Source organism: Geodermatophilus sp. URMC 64 (genome assembly GCF_053502555.1).
Window position 1 is genome coordinate 3,586,544 of sequence record NZ_CP199955.1, and the last position, 23,188, is coordinate 3,609,731.

General features: G+C 72.8%; 23 protein-coding genes, 1 tRNA gene and 1 other RNA gene. 11 read left to right on the forward strand and 14 right to left on the reverse strand.

Annotated elements, in window-relative coordinates; translation table 11 throughout:
• Positions 1-940 precede the first annotated feature (940 nt).
• Entirely contained in the window at positions 941-2,035 is a 1,095-nt protein-coding gene (locus tag ACWIYF_RS17440; RefSeq protein ID WP_448624092.1) for a tyrosine-type recombinase/integrase, read from the forward strand.
• A gap of 29 nt (positions 2,036-2,064) precedes the next feature.
• Here ACWIYF_RS17440 and rnpB read toward each other — a convergent pair.
• Together rnpB and ACWIYF_RS17450 are read right to left on the reverse strand one after the other, a co-directional pair.
• Positions 2,065-2,465, reverse strand: an RNA gene (rnpB, locus tag ACWIYF_RS17445) — RNase P RNA component class A.
• A gap of 28 nt (positions 2,466-2,493) precedes the next feature.
• Complete coding sequence (locus ACWIYF_RS17450; RefSeq protein WP_448624093.1) at positions 2,494-3,210, reverse strand: PIG-L deacetylase family protein; 717 nt, start codon at positions 3,208-3,210, stop codon at positions 2,494-2,496.
• A gap of 130 nt (positions 3,211-3,340) precedes the next feature.
• Here ACWIYF_RS17450 and ACWIYF_RS17455 point away from each other — a divergent pair, with 130 nt between their 5' ends.
• Complete coding sequence (locus ACWIYF_RS17455; RefSeq protein WP_448624094.1) at positions 3,341-4,096, forward strand: sulfite exporter TauE/SafE family protein; 756 nt, start codon at positions 3,341-3,343, stop codon at positions 4,094-4,096.
• A 7-nt stretch (positions 4,097-4,103) separates the two neighbouring features.
• Here ACWIYF_RS17455 and ACWIYF_RS17460 read toward each other — a convergent pair whose 3' ends face one another.
• Entirely contained in the window at positions 4,104-4,760 is a 657-nt protein-coding gene (locus ACWIYF_RS17460) for a hemerythrin domain-containing protein (protein WP_448624095.1), read from the reverse strand.
• A 66-nt stretch (positions 4,761-4,826) separates the two neighbouring features.
• Positions 4,827-5,858 carry a quinolinate synthase NadA gene (nadA, locus tag ACWIYF_RS17465; RefSeq protein WP_448624096.1) on the reverse strand — a complete coding sequence of 344 codons (1,032 nt, stop codon included), beginning with the start codon at positions 5,856-5,858 and terminating at the stop codon, positions 4,827-4,829.
• A gap of 130 nt (positions 5,859-5,988) precedes the next feature.
• On the opposite strand from nadA, the gene ACWIYF_RS17470 reads away from it, so the two are divergent.
• Genes ACWIYF_RS17470 through ACWIYF_RS17480 form a run of 3 tightly spaced genes read left to right on the forward strand, consistent with a single transcriptional unit; the run spans position 5,989 to position 8,452 of the window.
• Positions 5,989-6,858: an ABC transporter substrate-binding protein gene (locus ACWIYF_RS17470; RefSeq protein ID WP_448624097.1), complete on the forward strand. Its 870-nt coding sequence runs from the start codon at positions 5,989-5,991 to the stop codon at positions 6,856-6,858.
• On the forward strand, positions 6,819-7,712 hold the full coding sequence (locus ACWIYF_RS17475; protein WP_448624098.1) for an amino acid ABC transporter permease: 894 nt from the start codon (positions 6,819-6,821) through the stop codon (positions 7,710-7,712). The genes ACWIYF_RS17470 and ACWIYF_RS17475 overlap by 40 nt, the downstream gene beginning before the upstream one ends.
• On the forward strand, positions 7,709-8,452 hold the full coding sequence (locus ACWIYF_RS17480; RefSeq protein ID WP_448624099.1) for an amino acid ABC transporter ATP-binding protein: 744 nt from the start codon (positions 7,709-7,711) through the stop codon (positions 8,450-8,452). The genes ACWIYF_RS17475 and ACWIYF_RS17480 overlap by 4 nt, the downstream gene beginning before the upstream one ends.
• On the opposite strand, the gene ACWIYF_RS17485 is transcribed toward ACWIYF_RS17480, so the two are convergent.
• The 6 genes from ACWIYF_RS17485 to ACWIYF_RS17510 form a co-directional block, all read right to left on the reverse strand.
• Positions 8,449-8,946, reverse strand: a complete 498-nt coding sequence (locus tag ACWIYF_RS17485) for a pyridoxamine 5'-phosphate oxidase family protein (protein ID WP_448624100.1) — start codon at positions 8,944-8,946, stop codon at positions 8,449-8,451. The two genes, ACWIYF_RS17480 and ACWIYF_RS17485, sit on opposite strands and share 4 nt — an antisense overlap.
• Before the next feature lie 106 nt (positions 8,947-9,052).
• Positions 9,053-10,144, reverse strand: coding sequence for a bifunctional RNase H/acid phosphatase (locus tag ACWIYF_RS17490; protein ID WP_448624101.1), 1,092 nt, complete (start codon positions 10,142-10,144; stop codon positions 9,053-9,055).
• Between the two features lie 46 nt (positions 10,145-10,190).
• Complete coding sequence (locus tag ACWIYF_RS17495) at positions 10,191-10,931, reverse strand: zinc ribbon domain-containing protein (protein WP_448624102.1); 741 nt, start codon at positions 10,929-10,931, stop codon at positions 10,191-10,193.
• Positions 10,932-10,957: 26 nt separating this feature from the next.
• Positions 10,958-12,610, reverse strand: coding sequence for a monocarboxylate uptake permease MctP (gene mctP / locus ACWIYF_RS17500; protein WP_448624103.1), 1,653 nt, complete (start codon positions 12,608-12,610; stop codon positions 10,958-10,960).
• A gap of 3 nt (positions 12,611-12,613) precedes the next feature.
• A complete protein-coding gene (locus ACWIYF_RS17505; protein WP_448624104.1) occupies positions 12,614-12,919 on the reverse strand; it encodes a DUF3311 domain-containing protein in 306 nt (101 codons plus the stop codon).
• A gap of 37 nt (positions 12,920-12,956) precedes the next feature.
• Positions 12,957-13,808 carry a Nif3-like dinuclear metal center hexameric protein gene (locus tag ACWIYF_RS17510; protein WP_448624105.1) on the reverse strand — a complete coding sequence of 284 codons (852 nt, stop codon included), beginning with the start codon at positions 13,806-13,808 and terminating at the stop codon, positions 12,957-12,959.
• Positions 13,809-13,913: 105 nt separating this feature from the next.
• Here ACWIYF_RS17510 and ACWIYF_RS17515 point away from each other — a divergent pair, with 105 nt between their 5' ends.
• From ACWIYF_RS17515 to ACWIYF_RS17530, 4 genes are all read left to right on the forward strand, one after another.
• On the forward strand, positions 13,914-15,851 hold the full coding sequence (locus tag ACWIYF_RS17515; protein WP_448624106.1) for an FUSC family protein: 1,938 nt from the start codon (positions 13,914-13,916) through the stop codon (positions 15,849-15,851).
• A gap of 11 nt (positions 15,852-15,862) precedes the next feature.
• Positions 15,863-16,819, forward strand: coding sequence for an alpha/beta fold hydrolase (locus tag ACWIYF_RS17520; protein ID WP_448624107.1), 957 nt, complete (start codon positions 15,863-15,865; stop codon positions 16,817-16,819).
• A gap of 100 nt (positions 16,820-16,919) precedes the next feature.
• Positions 16,920-18,323, forward strand: coding sequence for a WS/DGAT/MGAT family O-acyltransferase (locus tag ACWIYF_RS17525; RefSeq protein WP_448628766.1), 1,404 nt, complete (start codon positions 16,920-16,922; stop codon positions 18,321-18,323).
• Positions 18,320-19,324 (forward strand): NAD-dependent epimerase/dehydratase family protein, encoded by a 1,005-nt coding sequence (locus tag ACWIYF_RS17530; protein WP_448624108.1) that lies wholly within the window; start codon positions 18,320-18,322, stop codon positions 19,322-19,324. The genes ACWIYF_RS17525 and ACWIYF_RS17530 overlap by 4 nt, the downstream gene beginning before the upstream one ends.
• A 2-nt stretch (positions 19,325-19,326) precedes the next feature.
• Here the strand turns inward: ACWIYF_RS17530 and ACWIYF_RS17535 are convergent, their stop codons facing one another.
• On the reverse strand, positions 19,327-20,238 hold the full coding sequence (locus ACWIYF_RS17535; RefSeq protein ID WP_448624109.1) for an alpha/beta fold hydrolase: 912 nt from the start codon (positions 20,236-20,238) through the stop codon (positions 19,327-19,329).
• A gap of 181 nt (positions 20,239-20,419) precedes the next feature.
• Here ACWIYF_RS17535 and ACWIYF_RS17540 point away from each other — a divergent pair, with 181 nt between their 5' ends.
• Together ACWIYF_RS17540 and ACWIYF_RS17545 are read left to right on the forward strand one after the other, a co-directional pair.
• A complete protein-coding gene (locus tag ACWIYF_RS17540; protein ID WP_448624110.1) occupies positions 20,420-21,226 on the forward strand; it encodes a lipase family alpha/beta hydrolase in 807 nt (268 codons plus the stop codon).
• 136 nt (positions 21,227-21,362) lie between these two features.
• Positions 21,363-21,611 (forward strand): hypothetical protein, encoded by a 249-nt coding sequence (locus tag ACWIYF_RS17545; protein ID WP_448624111.1) that lies wholly within the window; start codon positions 21,363-21,365, stop codon positions 21,609-21,611.
• A gap of 116 nt (positions 21,612-21,727) precedes the next feature.
• Here the strand turns inward: ACWIYF_RS17545 and ACWIYF_RS17550 are convergent.
• From ACWIYF_RS17550 to ACWIYF_RS17560, 3 genes are all read right to left on the reverse strand, one after another.
• Positions 21,728-21,799, reverse strand: a tRNA-Val gene (locus tag ACWIYF_RS17550).
• 99 nt (positions 21,800-21,898) lie between these two features.
• Positions 21,899-22,360 carry a peroxiredoxin gene (locus ACWIYF_RS17555; RefSeq protein ID WP_448624112.1) on the reverse strand — a complete coding sequence of 154 codons (462 nt, stop codon included), beginning with the start codon at positions 22,358-22,360 and terminating at the stop codon, positions 21,899-21,901.
• A 44-nt stretch (positions 22,361-22,404) separates the two neighbouring features.
• Complete coding sequence (locus ACWIYF_RS17560) at positions 22,405-22,830, reverse strand: DUF3052 domain-containing protein (RefSeq protein WP_448624113.1); 426 nt, start codon at positions 22,828-22,830, stop codon at positions 22,405-22,407.
• Positions 22,831-23,188: the final 358 nt, after the last annotated feature.

Sequence of the window (23,188 nt, forward strand, 5' to 3'; positions counted from 1 at the left end):
TGTCGTTACCGGCCCCGCCGTCCCACTCGCACACCCGTCGCCTACCAGGAGTGTTGCGACAAGCCGTGGAACCCGCCCGTCGCTAGAGGGTCAACTTTCGACCGTCGTTGACAAGAACTCTCGCTGACCTGCCGCCAGATCTCATCCTGCGCATATCGCATACCGGACAAGCTCGACGGGAGCAGGCCAAGCGGAGCGACACTCGCCGCTCCGCTTGTGCGACCACGCCTGAAGCAGACGGCACGTATGCTACCGATACCGGTAGCCCCGGCTGCGGCTGCCGAAGGCGCCGATCGCTTTTCCCCGGTGATCCGGCTGTCCCACGCCAGATTGTCCTGACCGGACCGGCCGCCGGAAGGGCGCTGACGCGTCCCTGGCGGGATGGGCCTTCGGCCCACCCTTCCCCCGCCCGCTCCGGCCAGCAATCGGCGCCTATGGGACAGCCAGCCCCAGTGGCCTCCTGCGGCGTGTCACCCCGGCGATCGGCGGCCAGCAAAGACGATCCCGAAAACGACTGCCCGCCGCGGCTGCTCTCCGCGCTTCTGGCCATGCCTCAGTCCTCAGCAGCCCTCCTCCTGCACGGGGTGCCGCTCCGATCACCACCCCAACCCCGGCAGGGGTGACGAGTCACGTCGGCTGGGCCCGCGAAACCTCCGGCGTCGAAAGGCTGGGCTAAGCATGGGCGGCCGTGGGTCCGGAGACCGGCTGCAGTGCAACTGGAGAAGAACAGGAGCTCGGCGCGTCACAGTCAGCAGTTGGAGAGAAAGTCACGCTCCCTTGCCTGGCAGACGCGCGACGAGCGCGAACCGGCTGCTGTGCTAACAGGCGTGTCACTCCTTCCAGAGATCATGGCGGGACGGCCCTCGGCCGGGGTGCCGTGCTCAGCGGCGTCCATATCCATCCGGAGCGAGCGGACGCCCGACCGAGAGGAGTCCCGCCGATGGCGAGCATCGCTCGCAGACCAGACGGCACGTACCGACCGCGCTTCCGCGACGCGACGGGCAAGGAGCACGCCCGGCACTTCAAGCGGAAGGTCGACGCCCAACGCTGGCTCGACGAGATGACCGCGGCGATGGTCACCGGGCAGTACGTCGATCCCGCGGCCGGCCGGATGACCGTCTCCGAGTACGCGGAGCGGTGGCGTGTCACCCAGGTCCATCGACCGACCACATCCGCTCACGTCGAGACGATGCTGCGCCGCCACGTCTACCCGACCCTCGGCGACAAGCGGCTCGGCTCGGTGCTGCCCAGCGACATCCAGTCCCTCGTCAAGCAGCTGTCCCTCGACCTGGCACCCGCGACCGTAGGAGTGGTCCACCGCATCCTCGCGGGGATCTTCAAGGCCGCCGTCCGCGATCGTCGGATCGTCGCCTCCCCGTGCGAGGGCACCAAGCTGCCGAAGATCCATCGCCGCCGCATCGAACCGTTGGCGCTCGAGGCGGTCGAGGCACTGACCGAAGCGATGCCGGAGAAGTACCGGGCACTGATCCCCCTCGCGGCGGGCACCGGGCTCCGGCAGGGTGAGGCCCTCGGGCTCACCGTCGACCGCATCGACTTCCTGCGCCGGCAGCTCACCGTCGATCGGCAGCTCGTCACCATGCCCGACCGGGCGCCCTACCTGGCGCCGCCGAAGACGCAGGCGTCCGTCCGGGTGGTCCCCCTCCCCCAGGTCGTCGTCGACGCCCTGGCGCTCCACCTCGCTACCTGGCCGGCCGACGAGTTCGTCTTCACCACGGAACTCGGCGACCCGATCCGCCGTACGGCGTTTTCCGCGGCCGTCTGGCGACCCGCGGTACGGCGTGCCGGGCTCAGCGGCGTGACCATGCACTCCCTGCGGCACTTCTACGCGAGCCTGCTCATCCGGCACGGGGAATCGGTGAAGACCGTGCAAGCGCGGCTGGGTCACGCCAGCGCCGCAGAGACACTCGACACCTACAGCCACCTCTGGCCCGACTCCGACGACAGGACGAGGGCCGCAGTCGACTCCGTGCTCGGACGAGTTGCGGACTCCGTGCGGACTGACGCCCTCCTCTGACCGTATACGTGCTGGTCAGAGGCGGGCGACGGACGAGTCGGCCTGTACGCCGGGTTCTGTCCACGGGGGCCTTGCGGCCTCCCGATGGGCGGTCATCCATCTAGGCCTGCCGTTGCCGGCAGGCTCGAGCGGTCCACCCGCAGGCATCGGGCGGGCAGCCCTCGAACGCCTGCGCAGGACGGCGGCGGACCGCCGTCCCTCTCGACCTTGCTCCGGGTGGGGTTTACCGAGCCACACCGGTCACCCGGTGTGCGGTGGTCTCTTACACCACCGTTTCACCCTTACCAGCGCGAACGCTGGCGGTCTGTTCTCTGTGGCACTGTCCCGCGGGTCACCCCGGGTCGCCGTTAACGACCACCCTGCCCTGTGGAGCCCGGACGTTCCTCGGCGACGGGGTCTCCCCCGCCGACGCGACCGCCCGGCCGACTCGTCCGTCGTGATCACCAGTGTACGTGCGCTCACCCCCAGTAGAGCGTGAAGCCGACCCGGCGCCCGCCGTCGTCCTCCCTCAGCGTGGCCATGTCCACGATCTGCCGGGCCTGCTCCTCGACAGGCGTGTCCGAGAGCAGTTCCAGGTAGCGACGGTGCTCGCTGAGTGAGGCGACCGCCTTATCCACGTACTCGCCGACGTCGACCTCGTGCGCCGGGTCGAGCAGCTCCGTCACCGCGATGTACTGCACCTTCCACGGCGGATCGGTCAGGTCACGGAAGATCCACTCGTTCGACGCATCGGCGACGGCGTCCAGCGCGCACTGACCCAGCGCACGGTGGTCGGGGGAATTCAGCCAGCCCGGCGACGTCCCTGGCGGGGTCCACGTGGCGCCGTGGTAGCCGGTGACCACCATGTTCGGCTTGTGCCGACGGATCGCGCCGGCGATCGCCTTGCGCAGGTCGGGCCCCGCGACGAGGACGCCGTCCTGGAAGTCGAGGAACTCCACCTCGCTGACGCCGACGACGGCCGCCGACCGGCGCTCCTCTTCCTCCCGGATCGGCGCCACCTCCTCCGGCGGCACCCCCGCCATGCCGGCCTCACCGCGGGTGGCCAGCAGGTAGTGCACCTCCTTGCCGGCGTCGGTCCACGCGGCCACCGCCGCCGCGAGTCCGTACTCGATGTCGTCGGGGTGCGCCGCGATCACGAGGGCGCGCTGCCAGTCGCTGGGCATCGGCTTCGCCATGCCGGGCAGTCTGCTGTCGACCTGTCTCCGTGTCGACGTATCGGCTGGTCGCCAGGGAGACCAGACGACCCGCACCGAGAGCTCGGACCAGCGGAGGAGCGCGGAGGTCTGGGACGTAGGCTCGCCGATCGTGTCCGCCGTCGATCTGCTCATCGCCGCGGGAGTGGCCTTCCTCGCCGGCGGCATCAACTCCATCGCCGGTGGCGGCTCGCTGATCCTCTTCCCCACGCTCGTGGCGCTCGGGCTGGGCACGGTGCAGGCCAACGTCACCAACTCCGTGTCCCAGTGGCCCGGCTACCTCGGCGGCGTCGCGGGCTTCCGCGAGGAGTACGCCGGGCAGCGCAACCGGCTGGTCCGCTTCGGCATCGTCGCCGCCCTCGGCGGGACGGCGGGCAGCGTGCTGCTGCTGACCACGCCGAGCGAGGCCTTCGACGTCGTCGTCCCGATCCTGGTCCTCCTGGCCAGCCTGCTGCTGGCCGTGCAGCCGCTGGTCAACAAACGCCTGCGCCGGGCGGAGGACGCCGCAGCCCACCGCGATCCGGTCTGGCTCTACGTCGCGCTGTTCCTCGCCACCGTCTACGGCGGCTACTTCGGCGGTGCGCTCGGCGTAATCCTGGTCGGGGTGCTCGGCCTGGCGCTGCACCGGCTGAAGCTGGCCAACGCCCTGAAGTCGGCGCTCTCCCTGGTCACCGCCACGGTCACGGTCGTGATCTTCGGCCTGTTCGGGCCGGTGCACTGGGTCGTGGTCGCGGTCGCCGCCCCGGCCAGCCTGCTCGGCGGCTTCCTCGGCGCGCGCGTGGCGACGAAGATCCCCTCCACACCGCTGCGTGTGCTGATCGTCGCCTTCGGCGTCGTCGTCTCGATCTACCTGTTCCTCCGCATCTGACCGGCGTTCAGCTCGCCCGCAGCCGGCGGGCGTACCGGGCGTAGAGGCGCGGCGCCACCCGCGGCAGCAGCACCCGGACCGGCGGCGGGGCGTGCGACAGCATCGTCCGGATCACCTCCGGGTCGCCGTCCTTCATGATCATCCCGAACACAGTGGGGAGCTGCTTCTTCGGGATGCCGCCCATGCCCTCCTCGCCCAGCTGGTCCCACTCCTGCTGGGTCAGGCAGCGGGCGGCCAGCGGCAGCAGCCGCTCCTCCTCGGCGGCCAGGTGCTCCTCCAGCAGTGCCGTGAGCCGCTCCACGCAGCCGGCCAGCTGCTCGCGCTCGTCCGCACCCGCCGTGTCGCGCCAGCGGGCGAGCGACTCCGTCGCCCGCCCCAGCTCGGCGTGGATGCCCTGGTGCTGGCGCTCCATCAGCTCGATGACCGGCCGCAGGTCCACCTCGACGCGGTCGAGCAGCTTGGGCCAGAGCAGCCGGTCCTCGCCGTCGTGGTGGTGGTGCAGCATCTCGAGCATCAGCTGGACGTGGTCGCCGACCCGCCGGACCCGCTCCCGGTCGCCCGCGGCGACGGAGCGGATCAGCGCCGGGGCCTCCGTGAACTCCCGCCGGAAGGCGGTGTGGACGACGACCATCTCGCGGGTGTCGATGGTCTGCGCAGCGGTCATCGGGACTCCTCCGGAGAAAGCCGGAGCCTCCCGACCCGTGGCGGCCGGCGTCAAGGAGTTCGGCGTCTACTCCCCGCCCCGGCCGGGCTCGCCGATCGCGATCATCGCCTCGACGGCCGCCCGGGCCCGCGCCGCGGTCTCCGGGTCGACGTCCACCGCGCCCTCGCCGGTCCGCAGCGTGTGCAGCAGCTTGGCCGGCGTGATCATCTTCATGTAGCGGCAGGCGGCGCGGTCGTTCATCGGGATGAACGCCGTACCGGCGTTGAGCGCGCGCAGCTGGTGCAGGATGCCGACCTCGGTGGCCACCAGGACCTCGCGTGACGACGTCCGCGCGGCCTCCTCGACCATGCCGCCGGTCGACAGCACGCGGGTGCGGTCGGCCGGGAGGTCGCCGTGGCTGACCAGGTCGAGCACCGAGGTGGTGCAGCCGCACTCGGGGTGCACCAGGATCTCGGCGTCCGGGTGGGCGGCGACCTGCGCGCGGACGTCGGACGGGCTGATGCCGGCGTGCACGTGGCACTCCCCCGCCCAGATGTGGATGTTCGCCCGCCCGGTGACCCGCTTGACGTGCGCGCCGAGGAACTGGTCGGGGCAGAAGAGGATCTCCCGGTCGGCCGGGATCGAGCGGACGACGTCGGCGGCGTTGGACGACGTGCAGCAGATGTCGGTCTCGGCCTTCACCGCGGCGGTGGTGTTGACGTAGCTGACCACGACCGCGCCGGGGTGCTCGGCCTTCCACTCGCGCAGCTGCTCCGCGGTGATCGAGTCGGCCAGCGAGCAGCCGGCCGCGTGGTCCGGGAGGAGCACGGTCTTGTCCGGCGAGAGGATCTTCGCCGTCTCGGCCATGAAGTGGACGCCGCAGAAGACGATCTCGCGGGCGTCGGTCTCGGCCGCCACGCGGGACAGGTACAGGGAGTCGCCGGTGAAGTGGGCGACGTCCTGGATCTCGGGCACCTGGTAGTTGTGCGCGAGGATCACCGCCCCGCGCTCCTCGGCGAGCGCGCGGACCTCCGCGGCCCACGTCTCGTACTCGGCGGGTGTCAGCGTCCGCTCGTCGCCGGCAACGGCGGGGGTCGCGGGCGCGATGGTCGCGGTCACGCGGGCTCCAGGGGCTGGTCGTGGGGGCCGTCACAGGACGAACCCCGCGCGGAGCGCTCATCTTCCCAGGCCTCGCCGCCGCCCTAGGATCCCCGCTGTCCTGCACCGTTCAACCACCCGAGGGGCCCCGATGCGCCGCCTTGTCCCGCTGACCGCCCTCGCCGCCGCCGCGCTGGCCGCCAGCGCCTGCGCCCCGCAGGAGTCCTCGGAGGAGAGCGCGGGGACGTCGCCCTCGTCGGCGGCCGGCGCCTGCTCCCCCGACGAGCTGCAGACCCTCGAGCCCGGGACCCTCACCATCGCCACCGACCAGCCGGCCTTCGAGCCGTGGATGGTCGACGACACCCCGGAGAACGGCCAGGGCTTCGAATCGGCGGTCGCCTACGCCGTCGCCGGCCAGCTGGGCTACAACGAGGAGGACGTCACCTGGGTGCGGGTGCCGTTCAACGCGGCGATCCAGCCCGGCGAGCGGCCCTTCGACTTCGACATCAACCAGTTCTCCATCACGGAGGAGCGCAAGCAGGCCGTCGACTTCTCCTCGCCGTACTACACGGTCAGCCAGGCCGTGATCACCACCGCCGGCTCGCCCGCCGACGGCGCCACCAGCCTGGCCGACCTGCGTGGCCTGCGGATCGGCGCGCAGGTGGCGACGACCAGCCTGCAGGCCCTCACCGACGTGATCCGGCCCGACAGCGACCCCGTCGTCTTCAACACCAACGACGACGCCAAGCTGGCCCTGCAGAACGGCCAGGTGGACGCCATCGTCGTCGACCTGCCCACGGCCTTCTTCATCACCGCGGCCGAACTGGACGACGGGGTGATCGTCGGGCAGCTGGAGAACTCCGGCGAGGGCGGCGACCAGTTCGGCCTGCTGCTGGAGAAGGACAGCCCGCTCACCGACTGCGTCAGCCAGGCCGTCGACGCCCTCCGCGACGACGGCACCCTCGCCGACCTCGAGGAGCAGTGGCTCTCCGACGTCGCCGACGCGCCCGTCCTGAGCTGACCGCCGACCTCCCGGCGCCCAGCGAGCTGGAGCTCTCCCGCCGGGCCTGGCGGGGTCGCCGGGCCCGGCGGTCGACGCTGGTCGCGCTGGCCTCGACGCTGGTCTTCGCGGTCGTCGCCTACCTGCTGGTGACCCGCGCGCCGGGCTGGCCGCGGGTGCAGGCGACCTTCTTCTCCTGGTCGGCCGCGGTCGACGCCTTTCCCGAGGTGCTCGAGGGCCTGTGGCTGAACCTGCAGGTCCTGCTGGTCGGCGCCGTGCTCGTCCTGCTGTTCGGCCTGCTGATCGCGGTGCTGCGCACGCTGCGCGGGCCGGCGTTCGCCCCGCTGCGGATCGTCGCCACCGCTTACGTCGACCTCTTCCGCGGCATGCCCCTGATCATCGTGTTGTACCTGGTCGGCTTCGGCGTCCCGGCGCTGCGGCTGCAGGGGGTGCCGACGTCGTCCTTCGTGCTGGGGACGGCGGCGATCGTGCTGGTCTACTCCGCCTACGTCGCCGAGGTCTTCCGGGCCGGCATCGAGTCGGTGCACCCGAGCCAGCGGGCCGCGGCGCGCTCGCTGGGGCTGACCCACCGGCAGACGATGCGGATCGTCGTCCTCCCCCAGGCGCTGCGCACCGTGACGCCGGCGCTGCTCAACGACTTCGTCGCACTGCAGAAGGACGTCGGGCTGATCTCGGTCCTCGGTGCGATCGACGCCGTCCGGGCGGCGCAGATCATCGTCGGGCAGACCTTCAACTTCACCCCGTACGTCGTGGCCGGCCTGCTGTTCGTGCTGCTGGCGGTCCCGTCGGCGCGGGTGGCCGACGCGGTGACCGCGCGGGCGCGGCGCCGTCAGCAGTCGGGGTCGCTGCTGTGAGCGTCCTCGAGCTGAGGAACGTGGTGAAGGCGTTCGGGGAGAACGTCGTCCTGCGCGGGATCGACCTGGCGGTCGACGAGCACCGCGTCGTCGCCCTGATCGGCGGCTCCGGGTCGGGCAAGTCGACGCTGCTGCGCTGCGCCAGCCTGCTGGAGACGGTGGACGACGGCCAGGTGTTCCTCGACGGGGAGGACGTCACCGACCCGCGGGTGGACGCCGACCAGGTGCGCCGCCGGATGGGCGTGGTGTTCCAGGCCTACAACCTGTTCCCCCACCTGTCCGTGCTGGACAACGTCACGCTGGCGCCGACCGTCGTCCACGGCCGGGCGCGGGCCGAGGCGCGCGAGGAGGCCCACGCGCTGCTCGCCCGTATCGGGCTGGCCGACAAGGCCGGCGAGTTCCCCGACCGGCTCTCCGGCGGGCAGCAGCAGCGGGTGGCGATCGTGCGGGCGCTGGCGGTGCGCCCGCGGGTCCTCCTGCTCGACGAGATCACCAGCGCGCTGGACCCGGAGCTGGTCGGCGAGGTGCTGGCCGTCGTCCGCGAGGTCGCCGCACAGGGCATGACGATCGTGATGGCCACCCACGAGATGGGCTTCGCCCGCCAGGTCGCCGACACCGTCGCGTTCCTCGACGGCGGGGTGCTGCTCGAGTCGGGGCCGCCGGCGCAGGTGCTCGGCGAACCGCAGCACCCGCGCACCCGCCAGTTCCTCAGCCGGGTGATCGACGCCGGCCGTCTCTAGTGGTCTCGTCGGGCCGCACGCTGCTGGACGAGCTCCTCGACGGCGCTGGGCAAGGTCGTCTCGAAGTCGATCAGCTTCGCCCACGTCGGCGTCATCACGATGCGGACCATGCCGTCGTAGAGCGAGCGGACCTCGGCCTCCCACTCCACCCGTTGCTCGGCCGTCATCTCGTAGGAGCCGTTCATCTCGAGGTACTCCTCGGGAATGCCGTCCACCTCGTCGAGCTCGACGGTGCCGCGGATGAGCAGGATCTTGGGCGGGTGCACCTCGGTGTCGATCGTGATGGCGACGGTCGGGTTCTGACGGAGCGACGCCAGCTTCGGGGCGTTCTTGGACGTGCACATCACGACCTCCTTGCCGTTCCAGGCGAAGGCGATCGGGATGTTCCGCGGTGTCCCGTCCTTGGCCACGTAGGCCAGGCGGCAGAGATCACGAGCCAGCATCTCCTGGCTCAGCGGGCGATCGAGGATCTCGGTGATCTGGTCGTGCGTCATGCCGGGCCTCCTGAGGGCGGGGCGACCACGGTGGTCGCTTCCGCCCCTGGGACGGAGCCCGTCACGCCGTTCTCGACATCCGTACCGAACGCTCCTGGCTCGGCGATCAGTGCAGGTGGCTCGTGCCGTTGACCAGGCGCACGCTGGCCCGGCCGTCCGACGACCACGCCACCGTGCACAGGGACGCCGCCTCGAGGAAGACCCGGTGCACCACCTCGTCGCCGACGCCGAGCCCCGCGGCCAGCAGCAGCTTGATCGGCGTCACGTGGCTGACCACGAGCACGGTCTCCCCCGCGTGCTTCGCCAGGATCCGCGCACGGGCCTTCGCCACCCGGGCGCTGACGTCGGCGATCGACTCCCCGCCCGGCGCGCGGACGTCGGTCCCGCCGAAGAAGCGGCGGACGGCGAGCGGGTTGCGGGCGCGCACCTCGTCGCCGGTCAGCCCCTCCCACTCGCCGAAGTCGAGCTCGCGCAGGTCCTCGTCGACCTCGACGGGCAGGCCCAGCACGTCGGCCGCGGCCTGCGCGGTCTCCCGGCAGCGCTGCAGCGGCGAGCACACGATTGCGTCGATCCCGCGGTCCTCCAGGTGCCGCGCCGCAGCCCGCGCCTCGGCGCGGCCGAGCTCGGACAGCGGCAGGTCGCTGCTGCCGCTGAACCGACGCTCCGGGGTGTGCTCGGTCTGCCCGTGCCGCAGCAGGTGGGTCAGCGTGGTCACCACCGGCTGCGGCTCGGGCGCCGGTTGCACGTCGTCCTCGATGGTGACCGGCTCGGCGGCGGCGTCCCGGTGCACGGGCTTGCCGTCCATGGCGCTGTTGGCCAGGGCGTCGGCGGCGCTGTTCTGCGCCCGCGGCACCCAGGTGTAGCGGACCCCGCCGAGCTTCCGGGCGATCGACTGCGCCTGGAGGGCGAGCTTCTGCATGTCCGGGTGCTTGATCTTCCAGCGGCCGCTCATCTGCTCGACGACCAGCTTGGAGTCCATCCGGACCTCGACCTCAGCTTCAGGGTCGAGGTCGTAGGCGGCCTGCAGCCCCGCGACCAGACCCCCGTACTCGGCCACGTTGTTGGTGGCCCGCCCCACCGAGGCGGCCCGCTCGGCCAGCACCCGCCTGGTCTCCGCGTCGCGGACCAGCGCGCCGTAGCCGGCCGGGCCGGGGTTGCCCCGCGAGCCGCCGTCCGCCTCGACGATCAGCCGTCTCACCGGCCGCCCCGTAGGGCCGAAGTGGCCACTTTGGCCCCTCGCCGGGTCACAGGCCTGACTCGGCGGTCCGCACCAGGATGCGGCCGCAGTTGTCGCACCGCACGACCTCGTGCGGGTCGGCGGCGCGGACGGCGGCGAGCTCCTTGCCGAACAGCTCGATCCGGCAGCCCTGGCACTGGCGGGCCTTGAGCAGCGCCGCGCCGGTCGTCCCGGTCTGGGTGCGGATGCGGTCGTACAGCGACAGCAACGGGGCGGGGATGCCGCCGGCGACCTCGGCGCGCGCCGCCTCGTGCCGGGCGGTGGCGTCGGCGACGTCGGCGAGCGCGTCGTCGCGCAGCTGCGTGGCCCGCTCGAGATCGGCGCGGGCCTTCTCCTGCCCCTCGCGGGCGGCCGACAGGGCCTTGTCGGCGGCCTCCTGCCGCTCCATCAGCTCGAGCTCCTGGTCCTCCAGATCCCCCTGCCGGCGGGCCAGCGAGTCCAGCTCGTGCTGCAGCGCGGTGACCTCGCGGGCGGGCAGGCCGCCGGCCTGCATCCGCTGCTGGTCGCGGGCGGCCCGCTGGCGGACCACGTCGACGTCCCCCTCGAGGCGCGCGACCTCGCGCTCGAGGTCGCGCGCCTCGGTCTCGGCGCGCACCAGCGCCGCGGCCAGCTCGCGCTCGGCCTCGGCGGCCGCCTCGACGGCGGCCGCCTCCGGCAGCGTCCGCTTCCGGTGCGCGAGCTGGGTGAGCGCGACGTCCTCGGCGGCGAGGGCCAGCAGCTTCTGCTGGTCGAAGTGGTCGGCCTTCACCCGCCCAACCTATCTGCGCGGCCGAGCTACCTCCGCGACCGGACCTCCTTGTCGAGCCCCGGCGGCGCGGAGGCGAGCGGGTCGGGCAGGTCGCGGACCGTCGGGTCCTCCCGCTCGGCCGTGTAGTCGGTCTCCGCCGTCCCGTCGACGCCGTCGTCGACCTTCATCGCCCGCAGCACGAACGTCACGACGACGGTGACGAGCAGGTTCACCAGCAGCGCCAGGAACCCGGCGTAGATCGCGACCTTGGTGTCGAAGCCGAGCTTGGACAGCGGGAAGGACGAGCCGCCGAAGTGCTCCCGGGCCACGGTGCCGTCCGGGTTGAGCCGCGGGATCTCGTAGACCATCCAGAGCCCGGCGATCATGCCGGCCGCCCACCCGGCGATGAGCGCGCCGCGGTGCAGCCATCGGGTGTAGAGGCCCAGCGCCACCGACGGCAGCGTCTGGAGGATGATCACGCCGCCGATCAGCTGCAGGTCGATCGAGAACTGCGGGTTGAGGAAGAGGATCGCCGCGACCGCGCCGATCTTCACCACCAGCGAGGTGATCTTGGCGACCCGCGCCTCCTGCTCGGACGTGGCGTCCTTCTTCAGGAACTCCTTGTAGACGTTGCGGGTGAACAGGTTGGCCGCGGCGATCGACATGATCGCGGCCGGCACGAGGGCGCCGATGGCGATCGCGGCGAAGGCGATGCCGGCGAACCAGCTCGGGAACATCTCCTGGAACAGCTCGGGCACGATCGTGTTGCCGTCGGTGCCGATCGGCGTCGTCCCCGCCGCGATGGCCATGTAGCCGAGCAGCGCGATCAGGGCAAGGGCGAGGCTGTAGAGCGGCAGCGCACTCATGTTCCGCTTGAGCACGTCCCGGTTGCTCGCGGCGAGCACGCCGGTGATCGAGTGCGGGTAGAGGAACAGCGCCAGCGCCGAGCCCAGCGCCAGGGTGGCGTAGCCCAGCTGGCCGGTCGCCGGCAGGATGACGCCCGCTCCGGCGGAGAACTTCTCCTCCGCCGCGCCGAAGATCTCGCCCCACCCGCCGAGCTTCGCCGGGATGACCAGCACCGCGACGATGATCGTCAGGTAGATCAGCGTGTCCTTGACGAACGCGATCAGCGCCGGCGCCCGCAGCCCGGAGTTGTACGTGTACAGCGCCAGGACGAGGAACGCGATGATCAGCGGCAGCTCCCCCGCCAGCCCCTCGCCGGAGAAGCCCATCGACTTGAGGACGGCGGAGATGCCGACCAGCTGCAGCGCGATGTAGGGCATCGTCGCGACGATGCCGGTGATCGCGACCAGCAGCGCCATCGTGGGCGAGTCGAACCGCGCCCGCACGAAGTCCGCCGGGGTCACGAAGCCGCGCACGTGGCTGACCGACCACAGGCGGATCACCACGAGGAAGACCAGCGGGTAGATCACCACGGTGTACGGGACGGCGAAGAACCCGGCCGCGCCCGCGCCGAACATCAGCGCCGGCACGGCGACGAACGTGTACGCGGTGTAGAGGTCACCGCCGAGCAGGAACCAGGTGATCCACGAGCCGAAGCTGCGCCCGCCCAGGCCCCACTCGTCGAGGTGCATGAGCGACTGCGCGCGCCGCCAGCGGGCCGCCGCGAACCCCATGACGGTGACGAGCAGGAACAGGAAGACGACGATGACCAGCTCGACGACGTTGACGTCCTCCACGGCTCAGCCCTCCCGGTCCCGGTCGGCGTGCCGGGCCGCGGCGCGGGCCGCTGCCTCGCGCTCGGCGGCCGGGCGGCGGGTCATCCGGTAGACCAGCACCGTCGTCGCGACGCCGAGGGCGACGAAGGCCAGCTGCAGCCAGTAGAACCGCGGCCAGCCGAACAGGGTCGGCTCCACGTCGTTGTAGAGCGGCACGAGCAGCGGCACGACGATCGGCACCAGCAGCAGCCAGTTCCACGGGCTGCGGTCGCTGCGACGCGGCGCGACGTCGCCGACGCCCGTCGTGGTCGGTGGTGTCTCGGTGGTCAACGCGACTCCCCTCTCCCGGGAGCCGGGCCCCCGGTCCTCAGCCGGCGGCGGATCCGACGGGATCCGGTGCCACGTCCTGTGCCACGTGCGCGGTCCACGGGTCGGTTCGCCGGGCGGAGACGCTCACCTGCACCCGCCCCTCGAGATCGCGGGCGAGGGTCTCCGCGGCGACCGGCAACCAGGGCCACTCGCTGGCGAAGTGTGCCACGTCACAGAGCGCAGGACCCGTCGACTGTTGCCGTTCTGAAACAAAGTGGTGCTTCAGGTCACTCGTCAGGAGGACATCGGCGCCGGCCGCCGCCGCGGCCTCGTACAGCGATCCCCCGCTGCCGCCGCAGACGGCGACCGTGCGCACCGGGCGGTCGGGGTCCCCGGCGACGCGCACGCCCCCGGCCGTCGCCGGCAGCGCGCGGGCCACCCGCTCGGCGAACCCGCGCAGGGACACCGGTTCCGGCAGCTGCCCCAGCCGGCCGAGACCCGCCCGGCTGCCGGGCGTCACCGGCTCCAGCGGCGCGCAGCCGGTGAGCCCGAGCGCCGCGGCCAGGGCGTCGTTGACGCCGACGTCGGCGGCCCGGTCGGCGTTGGTGTGCGCGACGAACAGCGCGGCGCCGGCGCGGATCAGCCGGTGCACCACCCGGCCCTTGGGGTCGTCCGCCGGCACGCCGTGGACGGGCGTGAGCAGCAGCGGGTGGTGCGTCACGACCAGTTCCGCGCCGGTCTCGAGCGCCTCGTCGACCACCTCCTCGACGGGATCGACGGCGAACAGCACGCGGGTCACCTGCTCCGACCGGTCGCCGCAGACCAGGCCGACGGCGTCCCAGCTCTCCGCCAGGGCGGGGTCGTAGCGGGCCTCGAGGGCGGCCAGGACCTCGCCGAGCGTTGCGGTCACGGGGCCGGACGATAGGCCCGAGGGCTCTCGGTACAGAAAGCCCCGGCCTGTCCGGGCTTTCTGTACCGAAAGCTCGGAGGACGGCGGGATGGGAGGCTCCAGGACGTGGCGGAGAGGGGGCTTCGGGCGCCGGCCTGGCTCGAGGAGCTCGTCCGCACCAAGCGCCCGCCCGTGCCGTGGCGGGACGTCGTCCGCTTCGCCGTCACCATCCCCGCTCCCCTGGCCGTCGCCCTGCTCGTCGGCGGCGGGCTCGACAACGGCGCGGCGCTCGGCGCCGGCGTCTTCGCCACCACCGGCGCGCTGGCCGCCACGCTCGCGCCGCAGGCCGGACCGCTGCGCGACAAGCTGCGCCGGATCGCGGCAGCGGCCGGCTTCGGCGTGGTCGGGCTGCTGGCCGGGCAGTACGCCGAGGGTGGCGGATGGCAGCCGGTGGTCGTCATCGCCGTCCTGTCGGCGGTCGCGGCGCTGATCAGCGGGATCAACGCGGCGCTGTCCCTCGGCGCGCTGCAGCTGCTCGTGTACACCGCGCTGTCCTCCGGCCTGGTCACGCCGCTGCCCACCTACGCCGAGATCGGCTTCTTCTTCGCCGGCGCGTGCTGGGCGACGTTCACGACGCTGGTGCAGTGGCGCTTCGAACCCGAGGACCCCGACCGGGCGGCGGTCGCGGCGGTGTTCACCCGCATCGGGGCGCTGCTCACGGCCGCCGGGACCGACGCCGCCGACGACGCCCGCCGCGAGCTGACCACCGCGCTCAACGCCGCCTACGACCGGGTGATCCGCAGCCGCAGCCGGTCGGCGGGGCGCAGCCGCGAGCTCTCGGAGCTGGCCGGCGTGCTCAACGCCGCGGCGCCGCTGGTCGAGGGCGCGGTGGCCGCGGCCCGCGCCGGTGTGCCGGCCGATCCGCAGGACGTGACCGCGGCGCACGCGCTGGCCGCCGCGGTCGCCGGCGACCGGGAACTGCCGGAGGAGCGGCCCCCCGCGCTCGAGGAGGGTCCGCCCGGCCGGCGCGCCACCCGGCACGGCATCCGGCTGGTGTGGAACGTCATCGGCGATCCCGAGGAGCGCGCCGTCGCGGCCGTCGTGCCCCCGGAGGCCGACTGGCGCAGCCGGGTGCGCGACCTCGCGGAGAGCACGATCGCGAGCCCCGAGAGCCGGGCGTTCGCGCTCCGGCTGGCGCTGTGCATGACCGTCGCCGAGATCGCCCGCCAGCTGCTGCCGATCCAGCGGCCGTACTGGGTGCTGCTCACCGTGGCGATCGTGCTCAAGCCCGACTTCGGCTCGGTCTTCACCCGGGCGGTGCAGCGCGGCGTGGGGACCGTGCTCGGCGTCCTCGTCGGGTCGCTGCTGCTGACCGTGATCCCGCGCAGCCCGTGGGTCCTCGTCGCCATGGCCCTGGCCGCTGCGGTGCTGCCCTGGGCGCGGTTGGCCAACTTCGGGCTGTTCTCGGTGTTCCTCACCCCGCTGGTGATCCTGCTGCTCGACCTCGCGGTGCCCAGCGGCTCCGGGCTGGTGACCGCCCGGCTGCTCGACACTCTCATCGGCTGCGCGATCGTGCTCGTGTTCGGCTACCTGCTCTGGCCGCAGACCTGGCGCGCGCCGCTCGACGAGGCGCTGCGCGGCGCCGCCCTCGCGCTCGACGGCTTCGTCGAGGCGGCCTTCACCGGCTCCCCGACCGAGCGCCGCCGCGCCCGCCGGCGCTGCTACCGGGCGCTCACCGAGCTGCAGACCCAGCTGCAGCGGCGGCTGGCCGAGCCCCCGCCGATCAGCACCCGCGCCGCCGCCTGGTGGCCGGTGATCGTGCAGCTGGAACGGACGTCGGACGCGGTGACCGAGGCGGTGATCGCCATCCGCTCCGGGGAGCCCGAGCCGGACCTCGACCAGGTCGCCGTCCTGCGCCGGGCGATCCGGCAGCTGGAGGACGACGTCCGCGCCGACCGGGTGTGGGACGACGCCGAGATCCTCGCCGACGGCGTGCTGGCCCCGGTCGCCCGCGAGGTCGACACCGCCCGCCGCCTGGTGCGCGAGGCGGCGCCCGGGCGCTGAGGATGGACGGCATGGTCGTCCTCCCGCCGCTGTCCGATCCGCCGCCGCCCGGGTCCCGCACCGTCCGCACCGACGACGGCGTCGACCTGCACGTGGAGGTCGACGGCCGGGACGACGCCCCGCTGACCGTCGTCCTCGCCCACGGGTTCACCGCCCGGCTGGCCGAGTGGGAGCTGCAGCGCCGGGTGCTGCGCGACCGGGCGCGGCTGGTGCTCTTCGACCAGCGCGGGCACGGCCGGTCCGGCTGGACGCGGCTGACCGCTGCCACCATCGACCGCACCGGCCGGGACCTCGGCGAGGTCCTCGACGCCACCACGCCGGCGGGTCCGGTGGTGCTGGCCGGGCACTCGATGGGCGGCATGAGCGTGATGGCGCTGGCCCGGCAGCGCCCGGAGCTGTTCGGCTCGCGGGTGGTCGGCGTCCTCCTGCTGGCCACGTCGGCCGGCGGGCTGGTGGAGACGGGGATCGTCGGCTGGGCGGTGAAGGCGGTCCGGTGGCTCGGGCTGCTGCCGCTGTACCTCTGGTTGCTGCAGCTGTGGGCGCCGCTGCTGGAGCGCTTCCGCCGCCGCGGCACCCGGCTCGGGCGATGGTTCACCCGCCGCTACCTCTTCGGGCGGGAGGACGCCGACCCGGCGCACGTGCGCACGGTGCAGGACCTGCTGGAGGAGACGCCGTACCCGGTCACCGCGGCGTTCTACGCGACCTTCCTCGACCACGACGAGACGGCGTCGCTCGACGTGCTGGCCCGCGTGCCGGTCACCGTCGTCGCCGCCTCCGACGACCGGCTGACGCCGGCCGTGCACGCCCGGCGGATGGCCGAGCGGCTCGGGCCGGACGTCGAGCTGGTCGTCGTCCCCGGCGCCGGGCACAGCGTCAACCTGACCCGCGCCGCCGTGGTCGACCAGGCGTTTCTGGACCTGCTCGACCGGGTGGAGGCCGGGCTCGGGGAATCCCGCCGGACCGGTTGAACCGTTGTTACCGGTGAGTTCATGATCGGCTTGCACCCCCCGCCGCAGGCTCATAGCTTCGGCGGCCAGCCGACCTCTCGAGGAGCTGATCGTGGACCGCATGAGCCCGACCGACGCCGGTTTCTTCTACGCGGAGAGCGAGAACACCCCGCTGCACGTGGGATCGGTGGCCGTGTTCGACGGGCCGGCGCCGTCCTACGGCGACCTGGTCCGGCTGCTGCTGTCCAAGCTGCCGCTCGTCCCGCGCTACCGGCAGCGGGTGCGCGAGGTGCCGCTCAACCTGGGCCGGCCGATGTGGGTCGACGACCCGCACTTCCAGATCCTCTACCACGTGCGGCACACGGCGGTGCCGAAGCCGGGCAGCGACGAGCAGCTGCGCAACCTCGCCGGCCGCGTGCTCGGCCAGCGCCTGGACATGGCCAAGCCGCTGTGGGAGGTGTGGCTGGTCGAGGGCCTGGAGAACGACCGCTGGGCGATCATCTCCAAGGTCCACCACTGCATGGTCGACGGCATCGCCGGCACCGACCTGATGCAGGTCATCTTCGACCTCGACCCGAACGTCAAGCACACCGAGCCCAAGGAGTGGACGGCGCAGCGCAACCCGTCGAGCGTCGAGCTCATGGCCGGGGCCGTGCAGGACAACCTCACCCATCCGCTGCGCCAGCTGACCAGCCTCCCCGGCACCGGGGGCGCCGCGCGGGCGGCCAAGGGGCTGCTGGGCTCCGGCAGGACGCTGGCCAGCAACCTGCCCGCCCTCGCCCGGCAGGCGACGACGCCGCTGGCCCGCACGCTCACCGGGCCGATCGGCCCGCACCGCCGGTGGGCGTGGACCGACGCGCAGTTCGACGAGTTCAAGGCGGTGCGCACCGCGCTCGGCGGCACGGTGAACGACGTCGTCCTCACCGCCATCACCCGCGGGTTCCGCGACCTGCTGCAGGGCCGGGGCGCGCTGTCCGAGAAGGCCGTCGTCCGCTCGATGGTCCCGGTGTCCGTGCGGCGCCCCGGTGAGCGCGGCGCGCTGGACAACCGCGTCTCGGCGGTCTTCGTGGACCTGCCGGTGGGCGAGCCGGACGCGGGCGAGCGGCTGACCCGCGTCCGCCGGCAGATGGACGACTACAAGAAGGCGATGCAGGCGGTCGACGCCCGCTCGATCATCGCGATGGGCGACTTCGTCGCGCCGACGCTGCTGGCCATGGGCGTGCGGGCGGCGATGCAGGCCGGCCAGTTCTGGTGCCAGGCGGTGACGACCAACGTGCCCGGGCCGCGGGTGCCGCTGTACGTGCTCGGCCGGCGGATGTGCTCGGCGCACGCCTACGTGCCGATCGCCGGCGGCACCCGGATCTCGATCGGGATCTTCTCCTACCTGAACACGATGACCTTCGGCATCAACGCCGACTTCGACGGCTTCCCGGACATCGACGTGCTGGCCACCGGGATCCGCCGCGGGGTGGACGAGCTCAAGGAGATCGCGGACAAGCAGCCGGCCGCGGCGGCGCAGCAGTGAGCCCTGCGGCCGACCGCGACCTCACCGTCGCCGTCACCGGACCGACCGGCACCTTCGGCTCCGGGCTGGTCCCGCTGCTGCAGGAGGAGCCGCGGGTCGCGCGGATCATCGGCCTGGCCCGCCGGCCGTTCGACCCCGTCGAGCGCGGCTGGACGAAGATGGAGTACCGGCAGGGCGACGTCCGCGACCCCGACACCCTCACCGAGGCGTTCCGCGACGCCGACGTCGTCGTCCACCTCGCCTTCCTGATCACCGGCAACGCCTCCCGGCGGACGACGCGGGCGATCAACGTCGAGGGGACGCTCAACGTGTTCCGGGCCGCGGCGGCCTGCGGCGCGCGCCGGTTCGTCTACGCGTCGTCCGTGGCCGCCTACGGCTGGCACGCCGACAACCCGGAGCGGATCGCCGAGGACTGGCCGGTGCGGCCGGCCGGCCGGCTGTTCTACGCACAGGAGAAGGCCGAGCTCGAGGAGCTGCTCGACGCCGAGGCGGCCAGCGCCCCCGACCTCGCCCTCTACCTGCTGCGGCCGCCGGTGGTGCTCGGCCCGAACGCCGTGGGCGCCAAGGACGTCCTCCCGGGTCCGCTGGCCCCGCTCGGCCGCCGGCTGCTGGGCCGCCCCCGCCGGCTGCCGGTGCCCGTGCCGGTCGTCGTCCCCGAGTTCGAGCTGCAGTTCATCCACGAGGAGGACGTCGGCCGCGCGCTGCTGCTGTGCGTGCTGGGCGCCGGCCCGCCGGGGGCGTACAACATCGCCGGCGACGGCATCCTCACCGTCGGGGACGTCGCCCGCGAGTTCGGGGCGCTGCCGCTGCGGGTGCCGCCCGGCCCGGCGCAGCTCACCGCCCGGGCGCTGGCACGGCTGCCGTTCCTGCCGCCGTCCGGTGAGTGGGTCGAGGCGGTGAGCCGGCCCTCGATCATGGACACCACGCGCGCCAAGGAGCAGCTCGGCTGGCGGCCGCGCTACACCGGCCTGGAGGCGCTGCGCGCCACGCTGCAGCGCTGAGGTCAGGCCGGCGAGGGTGTCTCGGCCGTCTCCTCGAGCCAGGTGAGGATCTCCTTGGCGACCGTGTCGGGGACCTGCAGCTGCGGCACGTGCCCCACGCCGGCCAGCTCGAGGTAGCGCCAGTGCGGGTGCTGCTCGGCGGCGGCGCGGGCCGCGGCCACGGGCACCAGCCGGTCGCGGTCGCCCTGCACGAGCAGGACCGGGGCGGCGATGCCGGCCATCGCGCCGCGATAGGAGCGGGGGTCGACGAGGAGCTTCAGCAGCGAGCGGGCGGCGGCGAGGAAGGCCTTGTCCATGCCGTCGACGTCCCGGCGCTCCTCGAGCAGGGTGACCGACCGGTCGATCACCTCGGACGGGACGGCGTCCGGGTCCACCCCGCACAGCGCCAGCATCTCCCGCACCCGGTGCAGCGCGCTGTGCCGCCGGCGCCGGAGGGAGAGGAACCGCTCGCCGACGAAGGGCAGCGCGTAGAGGAAGAACTGGGCGGCGACCACCGGGTCGAGGGTCCGCCGCCCGCCGGGCAGGGCCGGGTCCAGCAGGACCAGCCCGCTGACCGCCCTCGGTGCGGACGCGGCGGTGAAGATCGAGATCATCCCACCCATCGAGTTCCCGACGAGGACGGCCCGCCCGCCGGCCACCTCGGTCAGGAAGCGTCGGAGGACGGCGACGTTGGCCTGCACGGTGGCTCGCCGGCTGCCGGGCTCGCTGCGGCCGAAGCCGGGCAGGTCGAGCGCCAGGACGCGGCCGTGCGGGGTGAGCAGCGGGGCGAGCAGGTCCCAGTTCAGGTGCGAGCCGCCGAGGCCGTGCACGAGGACGACGGTCGGCCCGTCGGGATCGCCGCCGAAGTCCACGTAGTGCACCGGACCGTCCCAGTCGACGGTGTGGCTGGTCCCCGGCTGCGTGCGCTCGTCCATCGATCCCCTTCGTCGGTGCCCACGGTCCTACCCGCGGGCACAGGCCCGGTAGCTGCCGCGTTGAAGTGTGCTGCATCACAACTTCATGTCGATGCGGCGACGCCGATACGAACGACGTGTGACCGACTGCTCATCTCGGTACACACAGAGATACCGACGTCGGGCCGGCCGAGGAGGACACGTGGCACACCAGGACGAGGGCCCCGGGCTCCCGCTGTACCTGACCGAACCCAGCCGGGCGGCCGCGGACTTCGGCCTGTACCTCGCGGCCCGCCCCTTCCTCGACCGTCTCCCGCACGGCGACGGGCACCCGGTTCTCGTCCTCCCCGGCTTCCTGGCCGACGACGTCTCCACCCGCGTCCTCCGGCGAGTGCTGCGCCGGCTGGACTACCGGGTGCACGGTTGGCGGCTGGGCCGCAACTTCGGCCCCACGGCGGCCTGCGTGACAGGCCTGCGGGACCGGATGGAGGACCTGTCCGACCGCTACGGCCGGCCGGTGACCCTGATCGGCTGGAGCCTGGGCGGCATCTTCGCCCGGGACATCGCGCGCCGCTCCCCGGAGTCGGTCCGCCAGGTGATCACCCTCGGCAGCCCGTTCCGGCTCGAGCGCAACAGCCAGAGCCGGGCCTCGAAGGCCTTCGAGCGCTACTCGCACCTGCACGTGGAGCACCGCACGCTGCCGCTGGAGAGCGAGGCGACGCCGCTGCCGGTGCCCTCGACCTCGATCTACTCGCACTTCGACGGCATCGTGCACTGGCAGACCTGCCTGGAACGGCCCGGCGAGCGCTGCGAGAACATCGCCGTCATGGCCAGCCACCTGGGACTGGGCCACCACCCGGCGGCCATCTGGGCGATCGCCGACCGGCTGGCGCAGCCCGAGGGCACCTGGCGGCCGTTCAAGGCCCCGCTGTTCCTGCGGCCGGCCTTCCCCCGCCCCGACCGGCCCGCTGCGGCCTCGCAGTTCACGGTGCGGGACCCCGCCGCGTAGCCCGGCATCGAGATGCGCCTGAGGGCGGTGTCCGCGCGTGCGGACACCGCCCTCAGGCGCATCTCGGCGGGTTGAGTTGCGGCACCGGCAGGACCAGCATGTGAAGGCACCCGCAACCGCTCGAGCAGGGGGCGTCATGGCCTGGCAGAAGGTGAGCTGGTACTCCCTCGGATTCAACATCGTCGACAAGCAGTGCTACTTCTACTTCGGCCTGGAGGGCGACCCGTCGGCCCGGCAGATCTTCGTGTCCGCCGCCGAGCTCAGCGTGCTGGCCGACATGTTCCGCAACGAGGGCCCGGTCTCCTACAACAGCGAGGGCAACTACTTCGTGACCGATCAGGAGAAGATCGGCGAAGGCGAGAACGTCCAGCGCGTCGACGCCTGAGCGGGGATCAGCCGGGCGGGCAGGGCGGGGTGATCAGCGGGGGCGCGGGCGGGGGCGCCGCCGGTGTCACCGGACGTCGCCCCTCCCCCGCCGGACCAGCCGAGCGAAGTGACAGGTGGGCGCGGCCGGGATCGAACCGGCGACCGCTCGCTTGTAAGGCGAGAGCTCTTCCGCTGAGCTACGCGCCCCGCGCGCCCAGGGTAGACAAAGGACCCCCGTCCCCCTCACCGCTCGCACGCTCGCGGCGAGCCTCTGGACGGGGGCCACCTCCCCAGGCGGCGAGAAGGTCAGGCGGCCAGTTGGCCGACCGCGTTCTTCCAGCCGGACTGCTGACGCGCGTCGCCGGGCTGGTTGACCTCGGCGAAGGCGATCTTGCCCTCGGCGTCGACGAGGAACGTGCCGCGCAGCGCCATGCCGGCCTTCTCGTTGAAGACGTCGTAGGCCTGCGCCGTCGCCCCGTGCGGCCAGAAGTCCGACAGCAGCGGGAAGTCGAAGCCCTCCTTCTCGCGGAAGGCCTTGAGGCTGAACACCGGGTCGGTGCTGATCGCGAGCACCTTCACGCCGGCCTCGGTGTAGGTGGTCAGCTCGTCGCGCAGCTGGCAGAGCTCACCGGTGCAGATGCCGGAGAAGGCGAACGGGTAGAAGACCAGCAGGACCGGCGTGCCGCGCAGCTCGGCGAGCGAGACGACCTGCCTGTCCTGGTCGGGAAGGCTGAACTCGGGCGCGGGATCTCCGACGGAAAGCGTCATGCGCCCGATCGTGCCGCATCCGGCGCCCAGGGCCGAACCGAGGGTCAGCGACGGGTGCGCGCGGCCTTCGGGGTCACCAGCCGGATGCCGGACCAGTCCTTGGCCGCCGAGATGCTGCTGGTCTGCTGCAGCCCCGCGGTGGGCGCCACCTCGGTGACGTCGCCGGGCTCGACGTGCCCGGGCCGCCCCGACTTCGGGACCAGGAGCCAGACCACGCCGTCGTCGGCCAGCGAGGTCAGGGCGTCGGTGAGCGCGTCGAACAGGTCGCCGTCGTCCTCGCGCCACCACAGGATGACGACGTCGGCCACCTCGTCGGTGTCCTCGTCGACCATCTCGCTGCCGGCCGCCTCGACGATGGAGTCGCGCAGGTCCTCGTCGGCGTCCTCGTCCCAGCCGAGCTCCTGCACGACCATGCCCGGCTTGATGCCCAGCCGGGCCGCCATGCTGGCGCTGCCCGAGTCGACGCTCATCCCTGCTGCTCCTCCGTGGAACGGTCGCCTGCTGACCGGCTGTCTGCGAAATGGTGCACTGTCGGAACGCGAAACGCGCGCGGACATCGCTTCACGAGCGCTCGCACGCGAGAGCCGGGGAGACGGGGGGTCCGGCGGCATCGGCGGACACGACCAGCGGGAGGGTTGCCCGCACCCTGGTCATGTCACCCCTCTCGTCCCTGCATCAGACCCGCCGTCCGGCCCGAAACGGCCCGGATGTCGGGGAACGGCCCCGTCTGCCGGGCGACCGTTGGCGGAAGCGTAGGGCATGCCCGGCGGGGCGCAAGCCCGTCCGCGACCGACGCGGAACACCGTCGTCCGTTGGTACGAACGCGTA